Source organism: Amycolatopsis sp. SID8362 (assembly GCF_010550475.1).
In the GTDB taxonomy this organism is placed as follows: Bacteria; Actinomycetota; Actinomycetes; order Mycobacteriales; family Pseudonocardiaceae; genus Amycolatopsis; species Amycolatopsis eburnea.
Genome location: NZ_JAAGNB010000237.1, coordinates 1 through 16,823, shown reverse-complemented (window position 1 = coordinate 16,823; position 16,823 = coordinate 1). Strand labels below are relative to the sequence as shown.

General features: G+C 71.4%; 15 protein-coding genes and 1 pseudogene. 10 read left to right on the top strand and 6 right to left on the bottom strand.

Translation table 11 applies throughout. The features are described from left to right. Positions 1 to 75: 75 nt before the first annotated feature. Genes G3I65_RS08025 through G3I65_RS08005 form a run of 5 tightly spaced genes read left to right on the top strand, consistent with a single transcriptional unit; the run spans position 76 to position 6,787 of the window. Positions 76 to 1,791, top strand: coding sequence for an NAD(P)-dependent oxidoreductase (locus G3I65_RS08025; RefSeq protein WP_160695523.1), 1,716 nt, complete (start codon positions 76 to 78; stop codon positions 1,789 to 1,791). Then, on the top strand, positions 1,788 to 2,582 hold the full coding sequence (locus G3I65_RS08020; RefSeq protein WP_160695522.1) for a protein phosphatase 2C domain-containing protein: 795 nt from the start codon (positions 1,788 to 1,790) through the stop codon (positions 2,580 to 2,582). Before G3I65_RS08025 ends, G3I65_RS08020 begins: the two co-directional genes overlap by 4 nt. Then, positions 2,579 to 4,300 (top strand): condensation domain-containing protein, encoded by a 1,722-nt coding sequence (locus G3I65_RS08015; RefSeq protein ID WP_160695521.1) that lies wholly within the window; start codon positions 2,579 to 2,581, stop codon positions 4,298 to 4,300. Before G3I65_RS08020 ends, G3I65_RS08015 begins: the two co-directional genes overlap by 4 nt. Further along, entirely contained in the window at positions 4,297 to 5,550 is a 1,254-nt protein-coding gene (locus tag G3I65_RS08010) for an MFS transporter (protein ID WP_160695520.1), read from the top strand. Before G3I65_RS08015 ends, G3I65_RS08010 begins: the two co-directional genes overlap by 4 nt. Before the next feature lie 13 nt (positions 5,551 to 5,563). Continuing rightward, the gene (locus G3I65_RS08005) at positions 5,564 to 6,787 is read left to right on the top strand and encodes a glycoside hydrolase family 18 protein (RefSeq protein ID WP_160695519.1); all 1,224 of its coding nucleotides are present in this window, start codon (positions 5,564 to 5,566) and stop codon (positions 6,785 to 6,787) included. A gap of 72 nt (positions 6,788 to 6,859) precedes the next feature. Here the strand turns inward: G3I65_RS08005 and G3I65_RS08000 are convergent, their stop codons facing one another. Both G3I65_RS08000 and G3I65_RS07995 read right to left on the bottom strand, forming a co-directional pair. After that, positions 6,860 to 7,060 carry a VOC family protein gene (locus tag G3I65_RS08000; protein ID WP_160695518.1) on the bottom strand — a complete coding sequence of 67 codons (201 nt, stop codon included), beginning with the start codon at positions 7,058 to 7,060 and terminating at the stop codon, positions 6,860 to 6,862. A gap of 2 nt (positions 7,061 to 7,062) precedes the next feature. Beyond that, positions 7,063 to 8,043 carry a YafY family protein gene (locus tag G3I65_RS07995; protein WP_160695517.1) on the bottom strand — a complete coding sequence of 327 codons (981 nt, stop codon included), beginning with the start codon at positions 8,041 to 8,043 and terminating at the stop codon, positions 7,063 to 7,065. A gap of 95 nt (positions 8,044 to 8,138) precedes the next feature. On the opposite strand from G3I65_RS07995, the gene G3I65_RS07990 reads away from it, so the two are divergent. Continuing rightward, on the top strand, positions 8,139 to 8,825 hold the full coding sequence (locus G3I65_RS07990) for an alpha/beta fold hydrolase (RefSeq protein WP_160695516.1): 687 nt from the start codon (positions 8,139 to 8,141) through the stop codon (positions 8,823 to 8,825). A 60-nt stretch (positions 8,826 to 8,885) separates the two neighbouring features. Here the strand turns inward: G3I65_RS07990 and G3I65_RS07985 are convergent, their stop codons facing one another. Continuing rightward, on the bottom strand, positions 8,886 to 10,442 hold the full coding sequence (locus G3I65_RS07985) for a Na+/H+ antiporter (RefSeq protein WP_160695515.1): 1,557 nt from the start codon (positions 10,440 to 10,442) through the stop codon (positions 8,886 to 8,888). 337 nt (positions 10,443 to 10,779) lie between these two features. After that, a pseudogene (locus tag G3I65_RS07980) lies at positions 10,780 to 11,067 on the bottom strand (ATP-binding cassette domain-containing protein); the annotation flags it as partial. A gap of 215 nt (positions 11,068 to 11,282) precedes the next feature. Here G3I65_RS07980 and G3I65_RS07975 point away from each other — a divergent pair. Continuing rightward, entirely contained in the window at positions 11,283 to 13,280 is a 1,998-nt protein-coding gene (locus tag G3I65_RS07975; RefSeq protein ID WP_160695514.1) for an APC family permease, read from the top strand. 24 nt (positions 13,281 to 13,304) lie between these two features. On the opposite strand, the gene G3I65_RS07970 is transcribed toward G3I65_RS07975, so the two are convergent. After that, positions 13,305 to 13,898, bottom strand: coding sequence for a TetR/AcrR family transcriptional regulator (locus G3I65_RS07970; protein WP_160695513.1), 594 nt, complete (start codon positions 13,896 to 13,898; stop codon positions 13,305 to 13,307). An 88-nt stretch (positions 13,899 to 13,986) separates the two neighbouring features. Between G3I65_RS07970 and G3I65_RS07965 the strand changes: the two genes are divergently transcribed. Beyond that, positions 13,987 to 14,667, top strand: coding sequence for a class I SAM-dependent methyltransferase (locus tag G3I65_RS07965; RefSeq protein WP_160695512.1), 681 nt, complete (start codon positions 13,987 to 13,989; stop codon positions 14,665 to 14,667). Here G3I65_RS07965 and G3I65_RS07960 read toward each other — a convergent pair. Further along, on the bottom strand, positions 14,627 to 15,790 hold the full coding sequence (locus G3I65_RS07960; protein WP_160695511.1) for an epoxide hydrolase family protein: 1,164 nt from the start codon (positions 15,788 to 15,790) through the stop codon (positions 14,627 to 14,629). The genes G3I65_RS07965 and G3I65_RS07960 overlap by 41 nt on opposite strands. Positions 15,791 to 15,918: 128 nt before the next feature. On the opposite strand from G3I65_RS07960, the gene G3I65_RS07955 reads away from it, so the two are divergent. Continuing rightward, the gene (locus tag G3I65_RS07955; RefSeq protein WP_160695510.1) at positions 15,919 to 16,488 is read left to right on the top strand and encodes a TetR/AcrR family transcriptional regulator; all 570 of its coding nucleotides are present in this window, start codon (positions 15,919 to 15,921) and stop codon (positions 16,486 to 16,488) included. After that, the coding region (locus G3I65_RS07950) for a DJ-1/PfpI family protein (protein WP_203612316.1) at positions 16,485 to 16,823 on the top strand (339 nt) is incomplete at its 3' end. The genes G3I65_RS07955 and G3I65_RS07950, both read left to right, overlap by 4 nt.

The following is a 16,823-nucleotide window of genomic DNA, read 5'->3' as shown; positions in this document are numbered from 1 at the left end:
CTAGATTCCCTTTCGGATCATCTCGAATTCAGGTTCTGATTGGACCATTTGCCTTATCCAAGGGGCTGCTGCGACGTGACCCAAGCGACCACTCCGACTTCCAGCCACGGCATTCTGCTCACCGGCGCCGTGATGACCCACCCACGACGGCCCGGGCTCTCCCGCCGTCTGCTGGCCGCGGCACCCGAGGGAACGCTGCGGCGGGTCGCCGATCCGGATCCGGCCGGACCGCCGACCGCGTTGCGCACCGCCATCCGGGCCTGGTCGGCGATCGCCGAAGGCGCGACCCACCACCTGGTGCTCCAGGACGACGCGCTCCCGGTCGAGGGCTTCTTCGACCACGCCCGCGCGGCCGTCGCGGCCGCGCCCCACGCCGGAATCGCCTTCTACACCAACTGGAATTCCCGCAACGGCGCCGCCGTCCGGCTCGCCGCGCTGGCCGGCCGGAGATGGGCCGCCGCGACCCAGGAGTACACCCCCACCGTCGCACTGGCGCTGCCGGCGGAGATCGCCGCCGGTTTCGCGGAGTTCGCCGTCGCGCACGGTTCCACCTGGCCCGACGACGTCGTCATGGCGCGGTACCTGCGGGCCGCCGGGGTGCCCGTCCTCCTGGTCGCGCCGAACCTCGTCGAGCACGCGGACGAACCCAGCCTGCTGCGCAACGACTCGCACGGGTCCCGGCGCTCGGCGTGCTTCGCCGCGCCGCCCGACGGCGAGTGGTCGCTCGGCTCGGGGCCGCTCGACCCCGACGTGATCCCGTTCTTCAAGCACAACCTCGCCCAGTGCGTCGTGCGCTCCGGTGGCCGGCGGACGACCGTCGAAGCCGAGCGGTACTTCGGCCGCGCGGGCCTCGATTTCGACGCGTGCCAGAAACTTCGGCTCGAAGTGACCGGGTCTGCCTCGGACGCCCTCGCGGATCTGGACCAGCGCCTCGGCGAGGACGCCGTCGAAGGGCTGTGGACGACCGCGTACCTCCTCGGCGTGCTCGACCGCGGTCATCCTCGCGATCAGGCGGGCACGCTCGCGCTGAGCACGATCGGGCCGGGCGGGCTGTGCACCACGGTCGGCGCGTCCACACTCCAGGAACTGCGCCCGGCCCTGTCCGGCTTGGCCGAGCTGGGCTACGAAGCGGGCATGCGGGCCCGCCGCTCGCCCACCCGGCGACGGGAACGGATCCTCGTCACCAGCGCGCACCGCCCCCTCGGCCGCGAGATCGGCCGCCACCTCGCCGATCGCGGCTACCAGGTATCCACAATGGACGGCGAACACCCCGCCGTCGACGCGGTGATCCACGTGGCCGAACCCGGTGCCACGATTCCGTCCGTGGCGGCCCGGCACGTCGTCTGGGTCTGCCCGCCCGGCGCACCCGTCCCCGCCGCCGCGCCGGGAATCAGTGTCCTGCGGACCGGTTCACCGTACGGGCCGGGCATCGAAGGCTATTCGACGGTCGAGTCCTTCGTCCGGCAGGCCCTGCTGGCTCAGCCGATCGAGTCGGACGTACCGGCGGAGGCGACCCACCGGCTTGCCTACATCCGCGATATCGCGCTGGCAGTGCACCACTTGCTGCACCAGCCGGCGCCACAGCGGACCGTCGCGACGCCGGTGCCGCTGACCAGCAGGGAGCTGGTCGACGCCGTCGCCCGCGCCGTCCGGCCCGTGCCGGTCACCTGGCCGCCACCGGCGCCCGGCCCCGCCGACCCGCCCGTCGTCGCCGACGAACCGGCGACGGACCTCGACCACGGCATCCGCGCACTGGCCCAGTGGCTCGCCTACGAGAAGGAAGAAGCATGAAAGTCGACCGCCTTTCCCGCTCCGGCAACGGCCTGGTCAACGAAGACCTGGCGCTTTCCGGCGCGCACCACGCGCTCGTCATCGACGGAGCGACAGCCGAGCCCGGCGCGGAGACCGGTTGCGTGCACAGCGTCCGCTGGCTGGTGGCCCGGCTCGGCTCCGCGTTGGACCGGATCCTCGTCCAGCGTCCGGGCGAAGACCTGCGTGTCGTTCTCCGCGCCGCCATCGAGTCGGTTCGCGAAGCACACGGCGGCACCTGCGATCTGGGCAATCCCTGCGGCCCGACAGCCACCGTGGCGATCCTGCGTGAGCGGGACGGGCTGGCCGACTACCTCGTGCTCAGCGATTCGGCCGTCACCTTCGAGTACCTCGACGGCCGCGTCGAGTCCGTCATCGACGACCGGATCGGCGAGCTGCTCCACCTGTCCTGGCAGGAGGTCCGGCCGTTGCGCAACGCGCCAGGCGGCTTCTGGGTCGCGGGCAGTGATCCGGCCGCCGCCGACCACGCCCTCACCGGCACCGTCGAGATCTCGCGGCTGCGCCGTGCCGCACTCCTGACCGACGGCGCCTACCGGCTCGTCGAGCGCTACGGCTGGACGTGGAGCCAGCTCCTCGACATCGCCGAACTCGACGGACCGGCCGCCGTGATCGCCGAAACCCGCCGCGCCGAACGGCGGACCGCACCCGGCCGCTTCGACGGGAAGCACCACGACGACGCGACCATCGCCTTCTGCCAGTTCGAAACCACCGCCGATCCCCTGCCCCGGCCGATCCACGAGGTGACGAAATGACCCGGTTCCAGGTCCCGTTCAGCGGCAAAGCGGAGCGCTCCGGCCCGCTGGCCCACGGCCACGCGAACATCGTCCGCGCCATCACCCTCGACGACGACCCCACGCGGCTCAACCTCGCGATGGTGCTCCCCATCCCCGGTTCGCCGACGGCGCAGGTCTCCGCCTGGATCCGGGTGCTGCTCGAACGCCACGAGTCACTCCGGACGACCTATTCGTTCGGGGAGACGACACTTCAGCACGTACGGGGCGAAGGCGAGCTCGCGGTGGACGTCGTCGACGGCGGCGGGGAACCGCTCGAGACGGCCGAGCGCACCGCACGCGCCCTGCGGTCCCGCGTCTTCGACCTGACCTCGGAGCTGCCGGTGCACCTCGCGGTGGTCACCGAAAACGACGTTCCGCGCCAGCTGGTCTGGGTGGTAAGCCATGCCGCGATGGACGTCGCCGCCTGCGAACTCCTGCTCGGGGAATGGCTGGAACTGAGCGCGGGGCGGGAACTTCCCGCGGATGACTCGCCGCAGCCGCTCGACCTGGTCGAACTCGAGCAGACCCCGGCCGTCCAGCGGCTCGGTCAGGCGGCCACGCGGTACTGGGAGACCAAGCTGCGCACCGTCCCCCAGGCGATGTTTCCGTTGCCCACCACCAGGTCCGGCTTCCTCCGGCCGGGGTTGCGCATCCGGTCGCGGGCCGCGATGGAGCACGTGGCGGCCATCGCCGAACGGACCAGCGCGAGCCCGTCGGCCATCGCGCTCGCCGCGCTCACCGCGCTGATCACCCACCGGACCGCACAGTCCACCTGCGTGACGACGTCCTTGTCCGGCAACCGGGTTCTCCGGCAGCTGCGCCGCTTCTTCGGTTCGATGGCACAGGACGCACTGCTCCCGGTGGACGTCCCGGACACGTTCGACGAGCTGGTGCACGCCGTCCGCGCCGCATCCATGCCGGCGTACCGGCACAGCTGGTTCGACGCGGACGCCATCTGGGAAGTGATCACGCGGATCACCGAGGAACGCGGCTTCTCGTTCGCGCGGGACCTCGTGTTCAACGACATGAGCGCGCTGGGCGACACCGCGGTCGGCTCCCCGCCCCGCGCGGCGTACAGCAGGCTTCCGTCGGTGTGGCTCCCGGGCGGACCGGACGTCGAGGACGATCCGGAGACCGGCGGCAAGCTCGAAGTGCTGCCGGAGGAGGACATCCCGTGCCGGTTCTTCGGCTGCCTGTACCGCCTCGACACGGAACTGGACCTGACGCTGTGGGTCGACCCCGACTGTCTCGACACCGCCCAGGTGACCGAGTTCGGGCGCGGCCTGCTGTCGCTGCTGCGCGCGGCGGCGGAAGGTGATCTGCCGTTGAAGGAACTGCATTCCCTCACCACGCTCGCGCCCGTCGAACGCGGAGACGGCTGGTATCTCTCGGATTCGTGCTGGGTCGAACTGGCCGCCGTGCGGGAGCTGGTCGCCGGCGTGCTCGGTGACCGGCCCCACCTGGTGTCGGCCGAACCGGACGAGCGGCTGGGCCACCGGCTCGTGTGCTACCTGACCGGCCCGGCGCGGCCTCCGGAACTGCACACCGAGATCCTCGCCGCCTTGCCGGGCCGGCCCACGGCGCTGAGCCCGCACCGCTACGTGGTCTGCGCCGAGCCGCCCGCCGATCCACTCGACGCGAGCGCCTGGGCGGCCCTGACCGTCGAAACGTCGACCGGACGGAAGGTACCGGAATGAGCCACGACACGGAAACCCTGACCGGAGAAGGGAAACCGGCCGCGCGACGGCTGTGGTCCGGCAACTTCAAGCTCTACCTCACCGCGCGCAGCGCGTCGATGCTCGGCGACGCGATGCTGCCCGTCGCGCTCTCGATCGGCGTGCTGGCGGCGGGGTACGGGATCGACGGCGTCGGCTACTCCCTCGGCGCGTGGATGGGCGCGCTCGCGCTGTTCATGCTGTTCGGCGGGGTGCTCGCCGACCGCTTCACCCCGCGCCGGATGATGATCATCGCGGACCTGGTCCGGCTGGTCGTCCAGAGCGCCATGGCGGTCGCCTTCGCGCTGGGCACACCGTCGCTGACGGCGATCATCGTCCTGCAGTTCCTCAGCGGCGCCGCCACCTCGCTGTTCCAGCCCGGCGTCGCCAGCATGGTCCCGCAGGTCTCGGACGACGTGCAGGGCGCGAACGGCATCCTGCGGATTTCCGAGGCGATCTCGGGGGTGCTCGGCCCCGCGCTCGCGGGCGTGCTGGTCAGCGTCGCCGGTGCGGGCACCGTGTTCGGGATCTACGCGGCCACGTACGGCGTCAGCGCGATCTGCCTGTTCGCACTGCGGCTCTCCCCGGCCGAGGCCGCGGAGAGCAGCGAACCGACGTTCTGGCGCCAGCTCGTCGAAGGATGGCGGGAGTTCGCCGCACGCCGCTGGCTCTGGGGCGTGATCGTGATCCACCTGGTGTTCGGCTGTTTCGTGGCGGGCGTTTCGCTGCCGGTCGGCGCGGACCTGGTGACGTCGGACTACGGCTCGACCGCGCTGGGCATCGGGATGGCCGCCTTCGGCGCGGGCGGGGTCGTCGGCGGTGCCCTCGCCATGAAGGTCCGGCCGAGCCGCCCGTTGCGGTCGGGGGCCATCGGATGGGCGCTGTTCGCGCTCTACCCGATCACGCCCGCCGTCGGCCTGTCGGTGGCCATGCTCATCGTCGGCTGGACACTGGCCGGTTTCGGCCTCGCCTACTGGGGTGTCCTCTGGTCCACGACCGTCCAGACCCAGATTCCCGCGGAGCTGCTGAACCGGGTCTACGCCTACGACGTCTCCGGTTCCCTGCTGTCGCTGGTGTTCGGCCGGTCACTCGCCGGTCCGATGGCGAGCCTGCTGGGCGCGCGTCCGCTGATGATCCTCGCGACCGTGCTCGGCTTCGCCTGCACCCTGGTGCTCCTCGCGGTCCGCTCGATCAGGGATCTGCGAAGTGCCGATGAACCGACCTCCGAATAGGAAAGGGACTTCCATGCGACCGAAGAGAGCAGCACTACGACTCGGGCTCTGCATCGCCGCGGCGCTGGCACTGCTTCCCACCGTCCCCGCTTCCGGCGCGGCGGAAGCGGACGGCGTCCCGGCGCCGGACCGGCCGGTCCTCGAGGCGTTCTGGGGTGGCACGCCGTCCGCGGACCAGGTGCCGTGGGAAATGCTCAACACGATCAGCTACTGGTTCGCTTCCCCCGCCGGCGGCCAGTGCAGCACACCCGATGCCAAGCAGCGGGCGGACATCGTCAGCCTCGCGGCGGTGAAAAAGGCCCACCCCGACCTCACCGTGGTGATCTCCATCGGCGGCTGGGCGGCACCGGGCTTCAGCGCGGGCGCCGCGACCGCGCAGTCCCGCACCGCCTTCGTCAAGTCCTGTGTGGACCGATGGCTCGGCGCGTTCCCCGCCGGCCTGGTCGACGGCTTCGACGTCGACTGGGAGTTCCCGGTCTCCGGCGGCCTGCCCAGCATCGGCTCCTCACCCGCCGACCGCACGAACTTCACCTTGCTGCTCAAGGAGTTCCGGGCACAGCTGCAGCAGTACGCCCGCGCACACGGCAGGCCCGCGCGTGCGATGAAGCTCTCCGCCGACATCCCGGCGGGCCGCGTCCAGGACGACGGCACCGGAACCGGCGGCGCGCCCTACGACGCGGCGAAGAGCTTCGACCTGGCGGCCGTCGGCAGGCTCGTCGACGTCTTCAACCTGATGACCTACGACTTCTGCACGGGCTACTCGAAGTTCTCCTGCTTCAACGACCCGCTCGTGAAACGCCCCGGCGATCCGAACGACGAGTACAACAACAACGTCGGCGCGCTGAAGTACATGACGGACCACGGCGTGCCCCGCGAGAAGATCGTCCTCGGCGTTCCCTTCTACGGTCGCGCGTTCACCGTCACCTCGACCGCGAACGACGGGCTGTACCAGCCGTACACGGCCATGCAGTTCCTCGACTACAAGGTCCTCATGGGCCAGGAGTGGGCCGGCGACGCGGGCTTCCGGAAGGGCTGGGACCCGGTCGTGCGCTCGCCGTACCTGTGGAACCCGGACAAGAAGATCTGGGTCAGCTACGAGAACCCGCGTTCGATCCAGGACCGCTCGCTGTTCGCGAGGCGCAACCGGTTGGCGGGCATGATGATGTGGGAGCTCGGCGCGGACGACCCGCAGCACAGCCTCCTCACCGCGATGTCAGGTCCCTGGCTGCGGCCGTGACTCCGGAGGCATCTCCCACAGCCCATGCGGGTCGAGCTGCATGGACTGTGGGAGATGTTGGCGTATCACGCCTCACGGCCAGGTATTGGCCTCTTTCCATTGCGACACGGGTTCCGCGCCTAGCGCCGTGAGCCGGGCGACCTCCGCCTCGAGATCGTCGGTCTCGATGTCGACGTGGTAGCGCGGCGGGTGCCGGATGGGTCGACACCCCAGGTGCGTCAGACCAGAAATCCGCTGCGGCAGCCGCCAGCCGGCTTCGATGCATGACCGCAAAACTAGCTGTCGCGAGGCGCGCCGGGTGCCGGCGCCGAAGCCGCGGCAAAGCGCGCAGCGACCTCCGCGACCGCGGCCCGTAGCTCGTCCCCGCCCTCGACGTGGAAGGCGAACGGGATGGTCGACAACCACTCCTGCGCGTACATCGCGGGATTGCTCGTACTGCCGACGAGTACGCACCCGTTCCCCGCCGGCCGGAGCCGTCCCATGGGCGGCCGGATCCACGGCGCCACCTCGGCGAGCGGGGCGTCGAACACCACGCGGGTGGGGAACTCCCACCCCGTGCCGAGGTTCTCCTCCAGCGCGGCGACCGGGTCGAGGCCGGCGGGTGGCTCGAACTCGTGCGCGGTGTGCGCGACCGCGTGGACCCGGTCGACCCGGTAGGTGCGGACCGCGTCCGCGCGGTGGGAATGGCACAGCAGGTACCACCGCCCGTGGCGGACCACGACCGCCCAGGGGTCCACCTCGGCGTCCCACTCGGTGCCGGTCTCGGTCCGGTAGGTGATCAGCACCCGTCGCCGGGTGGCGACGGCGGCGACGAGGGCGCTGGTCCTGGCCGGATCCGGGCGGGCCGAATAGCGGTCGGGCGCGGCCGAGGCGTGCTCGCGCAGGGCGGCCGCCTGCCGGCCGACGTTCTCGGGCAGTGCCTGGATGACCTTGGCGAGGGCCGCGCCGACCGGGTCGCCGGCTTCGGTGGCGGCCGGCTGGCCGTCGAGCACCGCCATGACCAGCCCCAGCGCCTCGGCCTGGGTGAACACGATCGGCGGCAACCGCGTTCCCCGCCGGAGCCGGTACCCGCCGTGCGGCCCGCGGGCCGATTCCACCTGGATGCCGGCCTCCCGGAGGATCCCGACGTAGCGGCGGGCGGCCCGCTCGGTGACGCCCAGTCTCTCGGCGAGCTGGCCGGCCGTCGTGCCGGGGCGCGTCTGGAGGAGCTCCAGCGCGCGCAGCGCCCGGGCGGTGGGGCTGAGATCACTCGGCACCCCGGCAGGCTAGGCGATCACCCCGTGACCCGGAAGCCGATCGTCCGGAATGGGCTCTAGCGTGAACGCCGACCGCACGAGAAAGAGACCTGATCATGGACATCCTGCTCATCGCCGGACTGTGGCTCGACGGTTCCGCCTGGGACGACGTCGCGGCCGCGCTCCGGTCGCACGGCCATCGCCCCGTGCCGCTGACCCTGCCCGGCCAGGGCGACGGATCCGCCGACGCCACGCTCGAGGACCAGTTGGCGGCCGTGCTCGACGCCGTGGACGCGGCCGACGGCAAGCCCGTGGTGGTCGGGCACTCCGCCGCGGCCACCCTGGCCTGGCTGGCCGCGGACGCGCGTCCGGACAAGATCGCCAAGGCCGTCCTCGTCGGCGGCTTCCCGGCCGAAGACGGGAAGCCCTACGCCGGCTTCTTCGAGCTCCGGGACGGCGTCATGCCCTTCCCCGGCTGGGGCCCGTTCGAGGGACCGGACTCGGCCGACCTCGACGAGCAGGCCAAGAGCGCCTTCGCCGCCGCCGCGATCCCCGTTCCCGGGGGCGTGGCCACCGGCATCGTGCGGCTGAGCGACGAGCGACGGTTCGACGTGCCGGTCCTCGTGGTGTGCCCGGAGTTCACCCCGGCCGAGGCCAAGGAGTGGATCAGCGCCGGTGACGTGCCCGAGCTCGCGCGGGTCAAGCACCTCGACTTCGCCGACCTCGACTCCGGCCACTGGCCCATGCACACCCGGCCGGCCGAACTCGCCCGGCTGCTGGCTGCCGCGGCCGATCCGGCCTGAGCCACGGTCCACAACTCGACCGGCCGCTTGCCCCCGTCGTCGGTATCGACCATGACCCGCTCAGTCCTCCAGCCCCGCGTACTCCAGGTCCAGCAGCCGCTGGATGCGCCGGCGGGTGCCGTCGGTGACCTCGCCCGCCTCGAACAGGCGCGTCAGCTCGGCCGCTTCGACGTCGATCAGCTCCCGCCGCAGGGCGCGGTAGTCGATTCCGCGCACCCAGTCCGCCGCCTCCTCGCCGGTGTCGCCGCGGATGTGCTCGAGCCGCGCCTGCCAGCCCGCGCGCAGCTGGTCGACCACGAACGCGGGCGCCGACTCGGTCTCGGCCAGGTGATCCAGGTGGGAAAGACCGGCTTCCGCGAGCTTGCGGCGCGCGGTGCCGTACTCGGTGCGCAGGTCGGCGGGGTCGAGGGCGATCCCCGCGCGGCGGACCAGCGGGGCGAGCGTGAAGCCCTGGACCACGAGCGTCAGCACGATCACCGCGGTCGTGAGCAGCAGGACGAGGTCGCGCGCGGGCAGCTCGGAACCGTCCAAAGTGGCCACCGGCAGCGACAGCGCCGCCGCCAGCGGCACCACACCGCGCGCGCCCGCCCACGAAACGACCGCGGGTACCTGCCAGGAGATCCGGCCCTCCACCCGCCGCTGCCGCAGCGCCGACAGCACGAACACCAGCAGCAGCCGCGCGAGCACCAGCGTCGCCGCGATGGCCAGCGCCTGCAGCAGCCACCACGCGCCGCCGCCGGCCACCCGCCGCACCAGTGCCGGGAGCTGGAGCCCGATCAGGCCGAACACAACGCTCTCCAGCAGGAACACGACCGTCTGGTAGACCGCGCCGACCTGCAGCCGGATCCGCGCGGTCGTCAGCCGCTCGGCCTGGGTCCCGAGGATCACGCTCGCCACCACGACCGCCGTCACGCCCGAGCCGCCGAAGGACTCCGCGACGACGTACCCGGCGTACGGCGTGACCAGGGAGATGACCGTCTCCAGGACCGGGTCCTCGGTGCGCCGCCGGATCAGGAACGCGCCGAGCGCCGTCAGCACCCCGACCGCCACGCCGCCGCCCGCGAGCACGCCGAACTCCGCGAGCGTCCGGCCCCAGGACGCGGCTCCGCCCGCAACGGCCAGGAACAGCGCCACCCGGAACAGCAGCAGGCTGGTCGCGTCGTTGAACAGGCTTTCTGCCTGGATCAGCGCCTGCACCCGCGGCGGCAGGGCGAGCCGCCGCGCCAACGCGGTCACCGCGACCGGGTCCGTGCTCGCCAGCACCGCCCCGAGCACGAACGCCATCCCGACGGGCAACGGCGTCACCGCGACCGCGATCCCGATCACCGCCGCGGCCGAGAGCAGCACCAGCCCGACCGACAGCACCGCGACCGGACGGCCGACGGCCCGCAGGTCCCGCCACGGCAGCTCCTCACCGGCGGCGAACAGCAGCGGTGGCAGCACGACCAGGCTGATCACCTCCGGCGTCACCTGGACAACCGGGACACCGGGCAGCAGCCCCACGACGACCCCGACGACGACCAGCAGCGAGGGCGCGGGGACCCGCCACCGCCGGGCGAACGTGGCCACCACGGTCGCCACGACGACGAGGAACAGGACGGTTTCGACCCCGCGCATCAGCTGGTCCTTCCGATCCGAATCCGGATGCCGACCAGACTTCCCGGCGCGCCGCGATCAGCCTACGCGACGCGCCCACCCGACCGGGCCCGCCACGGGCACACCCGCACTAGCCTGGGGCGGCGACGATCGAGCTGGTCCTGCTCGCGCGGGTGACCTACCGCGGCCGGGAAATCACCAGCCCCCGCCTCGGCGGGCTGCTCGCCTGATCGAAGGGCTCTGGCCGGACGAGCGACCGGAACACCCCGCCAAGGCGCTGCACGTGCTGGCTTCCCGTGCGCGAGCCCAGCTCGACCACGACGTCATCGAAGCCACCCCGTCCGGTTACCGGCTCACCCTGGCCGAGCACCAGGTTGCCGACCGCCGAAAACTGCCCGGTGACGCCGATCGCCGTGCGGACCCCGTCCGGTTCGGCGGCCACGTCGTGCCCCGCGACCGAGGCCCGTCCGCCGTCGGCGCGGATCAGGGTGGACAGGATCCGCACGGCGGTCGTCTTGCCCGCGCCGTTCGGTCCGAGCAGGGCGAAGATCGTGCCCGCGGTGACCCGCAGGTCGATGCCGTCGAGCACGACCTGGTCGCCGAAGGACTTGCGCAGCCCGCTGGCCGCTATCGCCGGGGTAGTCACGTTCTCCTCTCGTCCACCGCGACCTCGGCGGCCACGAGGGTGCGCGCCCGGAGTTTCAGCCCGGTTTCAAGCCGCTCTCCGCCCGGCCGAGACCAGTGCCGTTGACGGGAATCTGACGAACTCCCCGGAGACACTTACGCTTTCCCTACGCCGACGCCGGGATCTTGACGTTTTCTCTACGCCGGTGGCGGCCGCCCGCGGGCACGCTGCGGTACGTGCCGGCACCCACCTCATGGCTGAAGCGGCTGGTCGTCGGCCGGCCGTTCCGCAGCGACACCCTCGGCGAGACCCTGCTGCCGAAGTGGCTCGCGCTGCCCATCTTCGCCAGCGACCCGCTCTCCTCGGTCGCCTACGCGACGCAGGAGATCCTGCTGATCCTCTCGATCGGCGGCCTCGCCTACTTCACCCTCGCACCGTGGGTCGGGCTGGGCGTCGCCGTGCTGCTCACCGTGGTCGTGATCTCCTACCGGCAAGTCGTGAAGGCCTACCCCAGCGGCGGCGGCTCTTACGAAGTCGCCTCGCGCAACCTCGGCAGCCGCGCCGGCCTGGTCGTCGCCGGGGCCCTGATGGTCGACTACATCATGACGGTCGCGGTCTCGGTCGCGTCCGGTGTGGACAACATCATCTCGGCCGTCCCGCAGCTCAACGACTACCGGATCGTGCTGAACATCGGCTTCATCGTCGTGCTGATGGCGATGAACCTGCGCGGCATCCGCGAGTCCGGCCGGGCGTTCGCCGCGCCGACGTACCTGTTCATCGCCTCGGTGCTGCTGCTGGTCGTCGTCGGGCTGGGCCGCACCCTCGCCGGGCACGCGCCGGTGGCCGAGAGCGCGGGTTACGAAGTTCGTCCTGAACAGGTCGGCCTGACCGGTTTCGCGCTGGTCTTCCTCCTGCTGCGGTCGTTCGCCTCCGGCTGCACCGCGCTGACCGGTGTCGAGGCGATCTCCAACGGCGTGCCGGCGTTCCGGAAACCGAAGGCGCTGAACGCGGCCCGCACGATGACCGCCATGGGCACCACCGCCGTCGTGATGTTCGGCGGGATCACCGCGCTCGCCCTGATCACCAAGGTGCACATCGCGGAGAACACCTGCGACCTGACCGGCTTCACCGGCAACTGCGAAACCGACCCCCAGCGCACGGTCATCAGCCAGATCGGCGCCGCGGTGTTCGGCGGCGACCGGACGGTGTTGTTCTTCGTCCTCCAGGCCGCCACCGCGCTGATCCTCATCCTCGCCGCGAACACCGCGTTCAACGGCTTCCCGCTGCTGGCCTCGATCCTCGCGCAGGACCGCTACCTGCCCCGCCAGCTGCACACCCGCGGCGACCGGCTCGCCTTCTCCAACGGCATCATCGCCCTGTCACTGGTCGCCGGGATCCTCATCTTCGCCTTCGACGGCTCGACCACCCGGCTCATCCAGCTCTACATCCTCGGCGTGTTCACCTCGTTCACCCTGTGCCAGGCCGGCATGGTCCGGCACTGGAACCGGGAGCTGGCCACCGCCACCACCGGACGCGGCGCGATCCGCCGGTCGCGGCTGATCAACGCCGTCGGCGCGCTCCTGACCGCGATCGTGCTCGTGGTCGTGCTGATCACCAAGTTCACCCACGGCGCCTACCTGGTCGTCATCGCCATCCCCGCGCTGTACCTGCTGATGCGCGCCATCCACCGGCACTACACCCACGTCCGGGAAGAACTCCGGCCGGACGAGGAGTTCGAGCTGCTCCCCAGCCGCGTCCACGCGATCGTGCTGGTGTCCACATTGCACAAACCCAGCCAGCGCGCGATCGCGTTCGCCCGCGCGACCAGACCGGACACGTTGAGCGCCATCACCGTCAACGTCGACGACGCCGACACCCGCGAACTGCGGCGCCAATGGGAACAACGCGGGATGAAGATCCCGCTCAAGGTGATCGAGTCCCCGTACCGCGAGATCACCCGGCCGGTCGTCCAGTACGTCAAGAACCTCCGGCGCGACAGTCCCCGCGACGTCGTGTGCGTCTACATCCCCGAATACGTCGTCGGCCGCTGGTGGGAGAACGTCCTCCACAACCAAAGTTCCCTGCGGCTGAAGGGACGGCTGCTGTTCGAGCCCGGGGTGATGGTGACGAGCGTGCCCTGGCAGCTGCACTCGACGACCCGCCGCGACCTGCAACGGGTCCGGCCGCTCCCGGGTGACATCCGCCGCGGCGTCACGACCCAGCGGCGGTCCTGAAGGGCCCGCGCTCTCCGGTGTTCGTTAGGGCAGGAGCTGTGCCACCACCGAGTCGACCAGGCGCCGCTCGAGGTCCGGGTCGCCGGTGACCGCGTGGCGGAGTCCGCGTGCGGCGACGAACGAGAGCAGCGACCACGCGGCCACCTCGGGGTCGAGGTCGCCGCGCAGGTCGCCCGCCTGCCGCCCGGCGTCCAGCAGGTCGGCGAAACCACGGGCGACGCGCCGGATCGCCGTGCGCGCCGTCTCGTGGACGACCGGGTCCGCGCCCGAGGCCGTCCCCTCCACGAACAGGACCCCGAGCGCCCCGGGCGCGTGCAGCGCGTCGAGGTGCTCCGGCGCCAGCAGTTCTCGCAGGACGTCCGGGACAGCGCGGTCCCCGGCCGCGAGCGCGGCGAGGAAGGTGACCGCGGTGCCGGCGGCCTGGTCGAGAACCGCGGCGAACAGTCCGGCCTTCGAGCCGAAGTTCTGGAAGACCACCGGTTCGCTGACGCCGACCCGGGCGGCGATCTCGGACGCCTTCGTCCGCTGGTAGCCGTGCTCGGCGAACGCCGCGGTCGCCGCGGCGAGGATCGTCTCACGGCGTTGTTCGGCGGTCATGCGCGTCCGGCTGCGGGTCACCCGGCCATCGTAACCACCCTTGCCCTCGAACTTAGTTGCGACTAAGTTAGCGGCATAACTTAGTCACGACTAAGCAGAGGAGCCGGGGATGGCACTGGGCAGATTGCTGGTGGGACACGGTGGCGAGCGCGCCGATGGCGCGGTGATCACGCAGGCGAGGCTGTACGAGCTCGGCAGCAGGATCGGGTTCCTGACCCGCGGCCGCCGGTACCGCGAACTGGTGCGGCGCTCCGGCGCCCGGCCGGGCGACCGCGTGCTCGACGTCGGCTGCGGAACCGGCTACCTGGCCGGCATCGCGGCGCGGGCCGTGGCACCGGGCGGGTCGGTGCTCGGTGTCGACGCCTCCGAGTCGATGGTCGAGTACGCGCGCGGCGCGGTCGGCACGCCGTCCTGCCGCTTCGAAGTCGGGACAGCGCAAGCACTCCCCGCCGAGGACGCGGCGTTCGACGTGGTGCTGTCCAGCCTGATGCTGCACCACGTGCCGGACACCGACCAGCCCGCCGCGCTGCGCGAGATGCGCCGGGTTCTGCGCCCGGGCGGCCGGCTGCTGCTCGCGGACTTCCGGCCGCCGACGTCCCGCGTCGCGCGGAGGCTGGTGGGCGCCCTGACCGGCCCGCGGATGCTGGACGCCCCGGATCGGCGGCTCGTCGGCCTGGTGCGGGACACGGGCTTCACCGTCGACGACGAGGGCACGCTCGGGATCCTGCACTACGTCAGCGCGACAGCTGCTAGCGGCGAAGACTCCTCAGCCCGGCGCGGATCTCCCTGACCAGGATCTCGGGCTGCTCCAGCGCGGCGAAGTGTCCGCCCTTTTCGGCCTCGCCGTAGTGGATCAGGTTGTGGTAGGTGTCTTCGATCCAGCTTCGCGGTATGCGGGGAATGTCCCGCGGGAACACGGTCACCGCGACCGGCAGGGTCAGCTTCGGGCCGGCCATGGTGGCCGACCGGTTCTCCCAGTAGATGCGGGCGGACGACGCGGCGCTGTTGGTGAACCAGTAGAGCGAAATCGCGTCCAGCATGTCGTCGATGCCGAGAGCGTCCTCGGCGAGCCCGTCGTTGTCCGTCTTGGACTGGAACTTTTCGTAGATCCAGGCTGCCTGACCGGCCGGCGAGTCCGCCAGGGCGAATCCGACGGTCTCCGGCTTCGTGCCCTGAAGGTGGTTCGACCCACCGAGGTCGCCGGCGTAGTGGGCGAGGCCGTCCACGGCATATTGCTCGTCAGCAGACAGCGTGCTGGGTAGTTGAGCGGGGAAGACGTAGGGCGTGTTCACGTGAATCCCGAGCAGGCCTTCGGGGCGCATGGCCCCGAGGGTGGTCGTCACGACCGAACCCCAGTCGCCGCCGTGAGCCGCCCAGTCGCCGTAACCGAGACGCCTCATCAGCTCCACCCACGCGGTGGCGATGCGCGACGCGGTCCAGCCGGTTTCGGCCGGCTTTCCGGAGAACCCGAATCCGGGCAGGGACGGGATGACGACGTCGAAGGAATCCGCGACGTCGCCGCCGAACGCGACCGGGTCGGTGAGCGGGCCGATCAGTTTCAGGAATTCGGCGATCGAACCCGGCCACCCGTGGGTCAGGATCAGGGGCATCGCGCCCGGGTTCTCGGACCTGACGTGGACGAAGTGGATGTCCAGGCCGTCGATCGTGGTCAGGAACTGGGGGAAGCGGTTGAGTTCCGCCTCGAACCGGCGCCAGTCGTAGTCCCGCTCCCAGTGGGCGACGAGCGACTTGGCGTGCTCCACCCGGACGCCTTGCGACCAGTCGGGGACGGTCTCCGGATCCGGCCAGCGCGTCCTGGCCAGCCGCTGCTTGAGGTCCGCGATCTCGGAATCCGGGAGCTCGACGCGGAACGGGCGGACGAGGTCCGATGGTGCGGTGGTCGATGCGGTCATCGTCCGGTTCTCCTGAACTCTCGGGGCACGGTGCGGCAACCGATTGCACACCTGTGTGCAGATTACGCGACTTGCACACTGGTGTGCAATCATGGCGAGGTGCGGACGGAAACCTTGGGGCGTGCCGGATGAGGGACACGCGGGAGCGGATCCTCGACGTCGCGCTCGAGGTCCTGGGGAAGAACCCGGAGGCGGGCATGGGTGCCATCGCCTCCGCCGCCGGCGTGGTCCGGCGGACCGTCTACGGCCACTTCCCCTCCCGAACCGACCTCGTGCTGGCTCTCACGCGCCGGGCCGTGAGCGAGATCGCGGCCGTACTGGCCGAGACCGCCGCCGCCCACGAAGCGGCCGACGAGGCGTGGGCCGCCTTCATCGCCCGCCTCTGGCCGTTGACGGACCGGTACCGCGTGCTGGTAGTGCTCCGCCGCGGCGAGTACGGCGAGGAGATCCACTCCCTCCTCGGCCCGGTCGAGAAGACGCTCGCCGATCTCGTCAAACGAGGTCAGGACGGCGAACTGTTCGGCCACCATCTGCCCGCCGACGTGCTCAGCGCGGTGGCCTTCGCCGCCGTGTTCGCCATCGCGGACAACGACCTGGCACGGGGAACGCTCGGCGTCCGCGCGGCGACGATGACGAGCCTGCTCACGTTGGGAGTTCCCGAAGCACGCGCGAAGTCCCTGCTGGAAGGCCGGCCGTGAGGGCCGCCGCCCGGCCCCACCGGGTCGCGGTCGTCGCCGTACCGCCCGTCGGCACCTTCGAACTGTCCATTCCGGACCTGGTGTTCGGCGGGGTCACCGTGGACGGGACCGCCGGCTACCAGGTGACCACCTGCACCGCGGTACCCGGCACCGTCGAGGCCACCGGTGGCCTCGACGTCGTGGTGCGGCACGGGCTCGCGGCCGTCGAAGACGCGCAGACCGTCGTCGTCACCGGGACCGGGGCCCGCGAGAACGCCGATCCGCGCGTGCTGGCCGCGGTGCGGCGGGCCGCCCGCCGGGGCGCCCGGATCGCGTCCATCTGCACCGGCGCCTTC

Bases quoted from the DNA above. Each gene is read 5' to 3' on its own strand.
- G3I65_RS08015 (WP_160695521.1), top strand. From the start codon at position 2,579: ATGACCCGGTTCCAGGTCCCGTTCAGCGGCAAAGCGGAGCGCTCCGGC.
- G3I65_RS07985 (WP_160695515.1), bottom strand. From the start codon at position 10,442: ATGCGCGGGGTCGAAACCGTCCTGTTCCTCGTCGTCGTGGCGACCGTG.
- G3I65_RS07965 (WP_160695512.1), top strand. From the start codon at position 13,987: ATGGCACTGGGCAGATTGCTGGTGGGACACGGTGGCGAGCGCGCCGAT.
- G3I65_RS07960 (WP_160695511.1), bottom strand. From the start codon at position 15,790: ATGACCGCATCGACCACCGCACCATCGGACCTCGTCCGCCCGTTCCGC.
- G3I65_RS08010 (WP_160695520.1), top strand. From the start codon at position 4,297: ATGAGCCACGACACGGAAACCCTGACCGGAGAAGGGAAACCGGCCGCG.
- G3I65_RS07990 (WP_160695516.1), top strand. From the start codon at position 8,139: ATGGACATCCTGCTCATCGCCGGACTGTGGCTCGACGGTTCCGCCTGG.
- G3I65_RS08005 (WP_160695519.1), top strand. From the start codon at position 5,564: ATGCGACCGAAGAGAGCAGCACTACGACTCGGGCTCTGCATCGCCGCG.
- G3I65_RS08020 (WP_160695522.1), top strand. From the start codon at position 1,788: ATGAAAGTCGACCGCCTTTCCCGCTCCGGCAACGGCCTGGTCAACGAA.
- G3I65_RS07955 (WP_160695510.1), top strand. From the start codon at position 15,919: ATGAGGGACACGCGGGAGCGGATCCTCGACGTCGCGCTCGAGGTCCTG.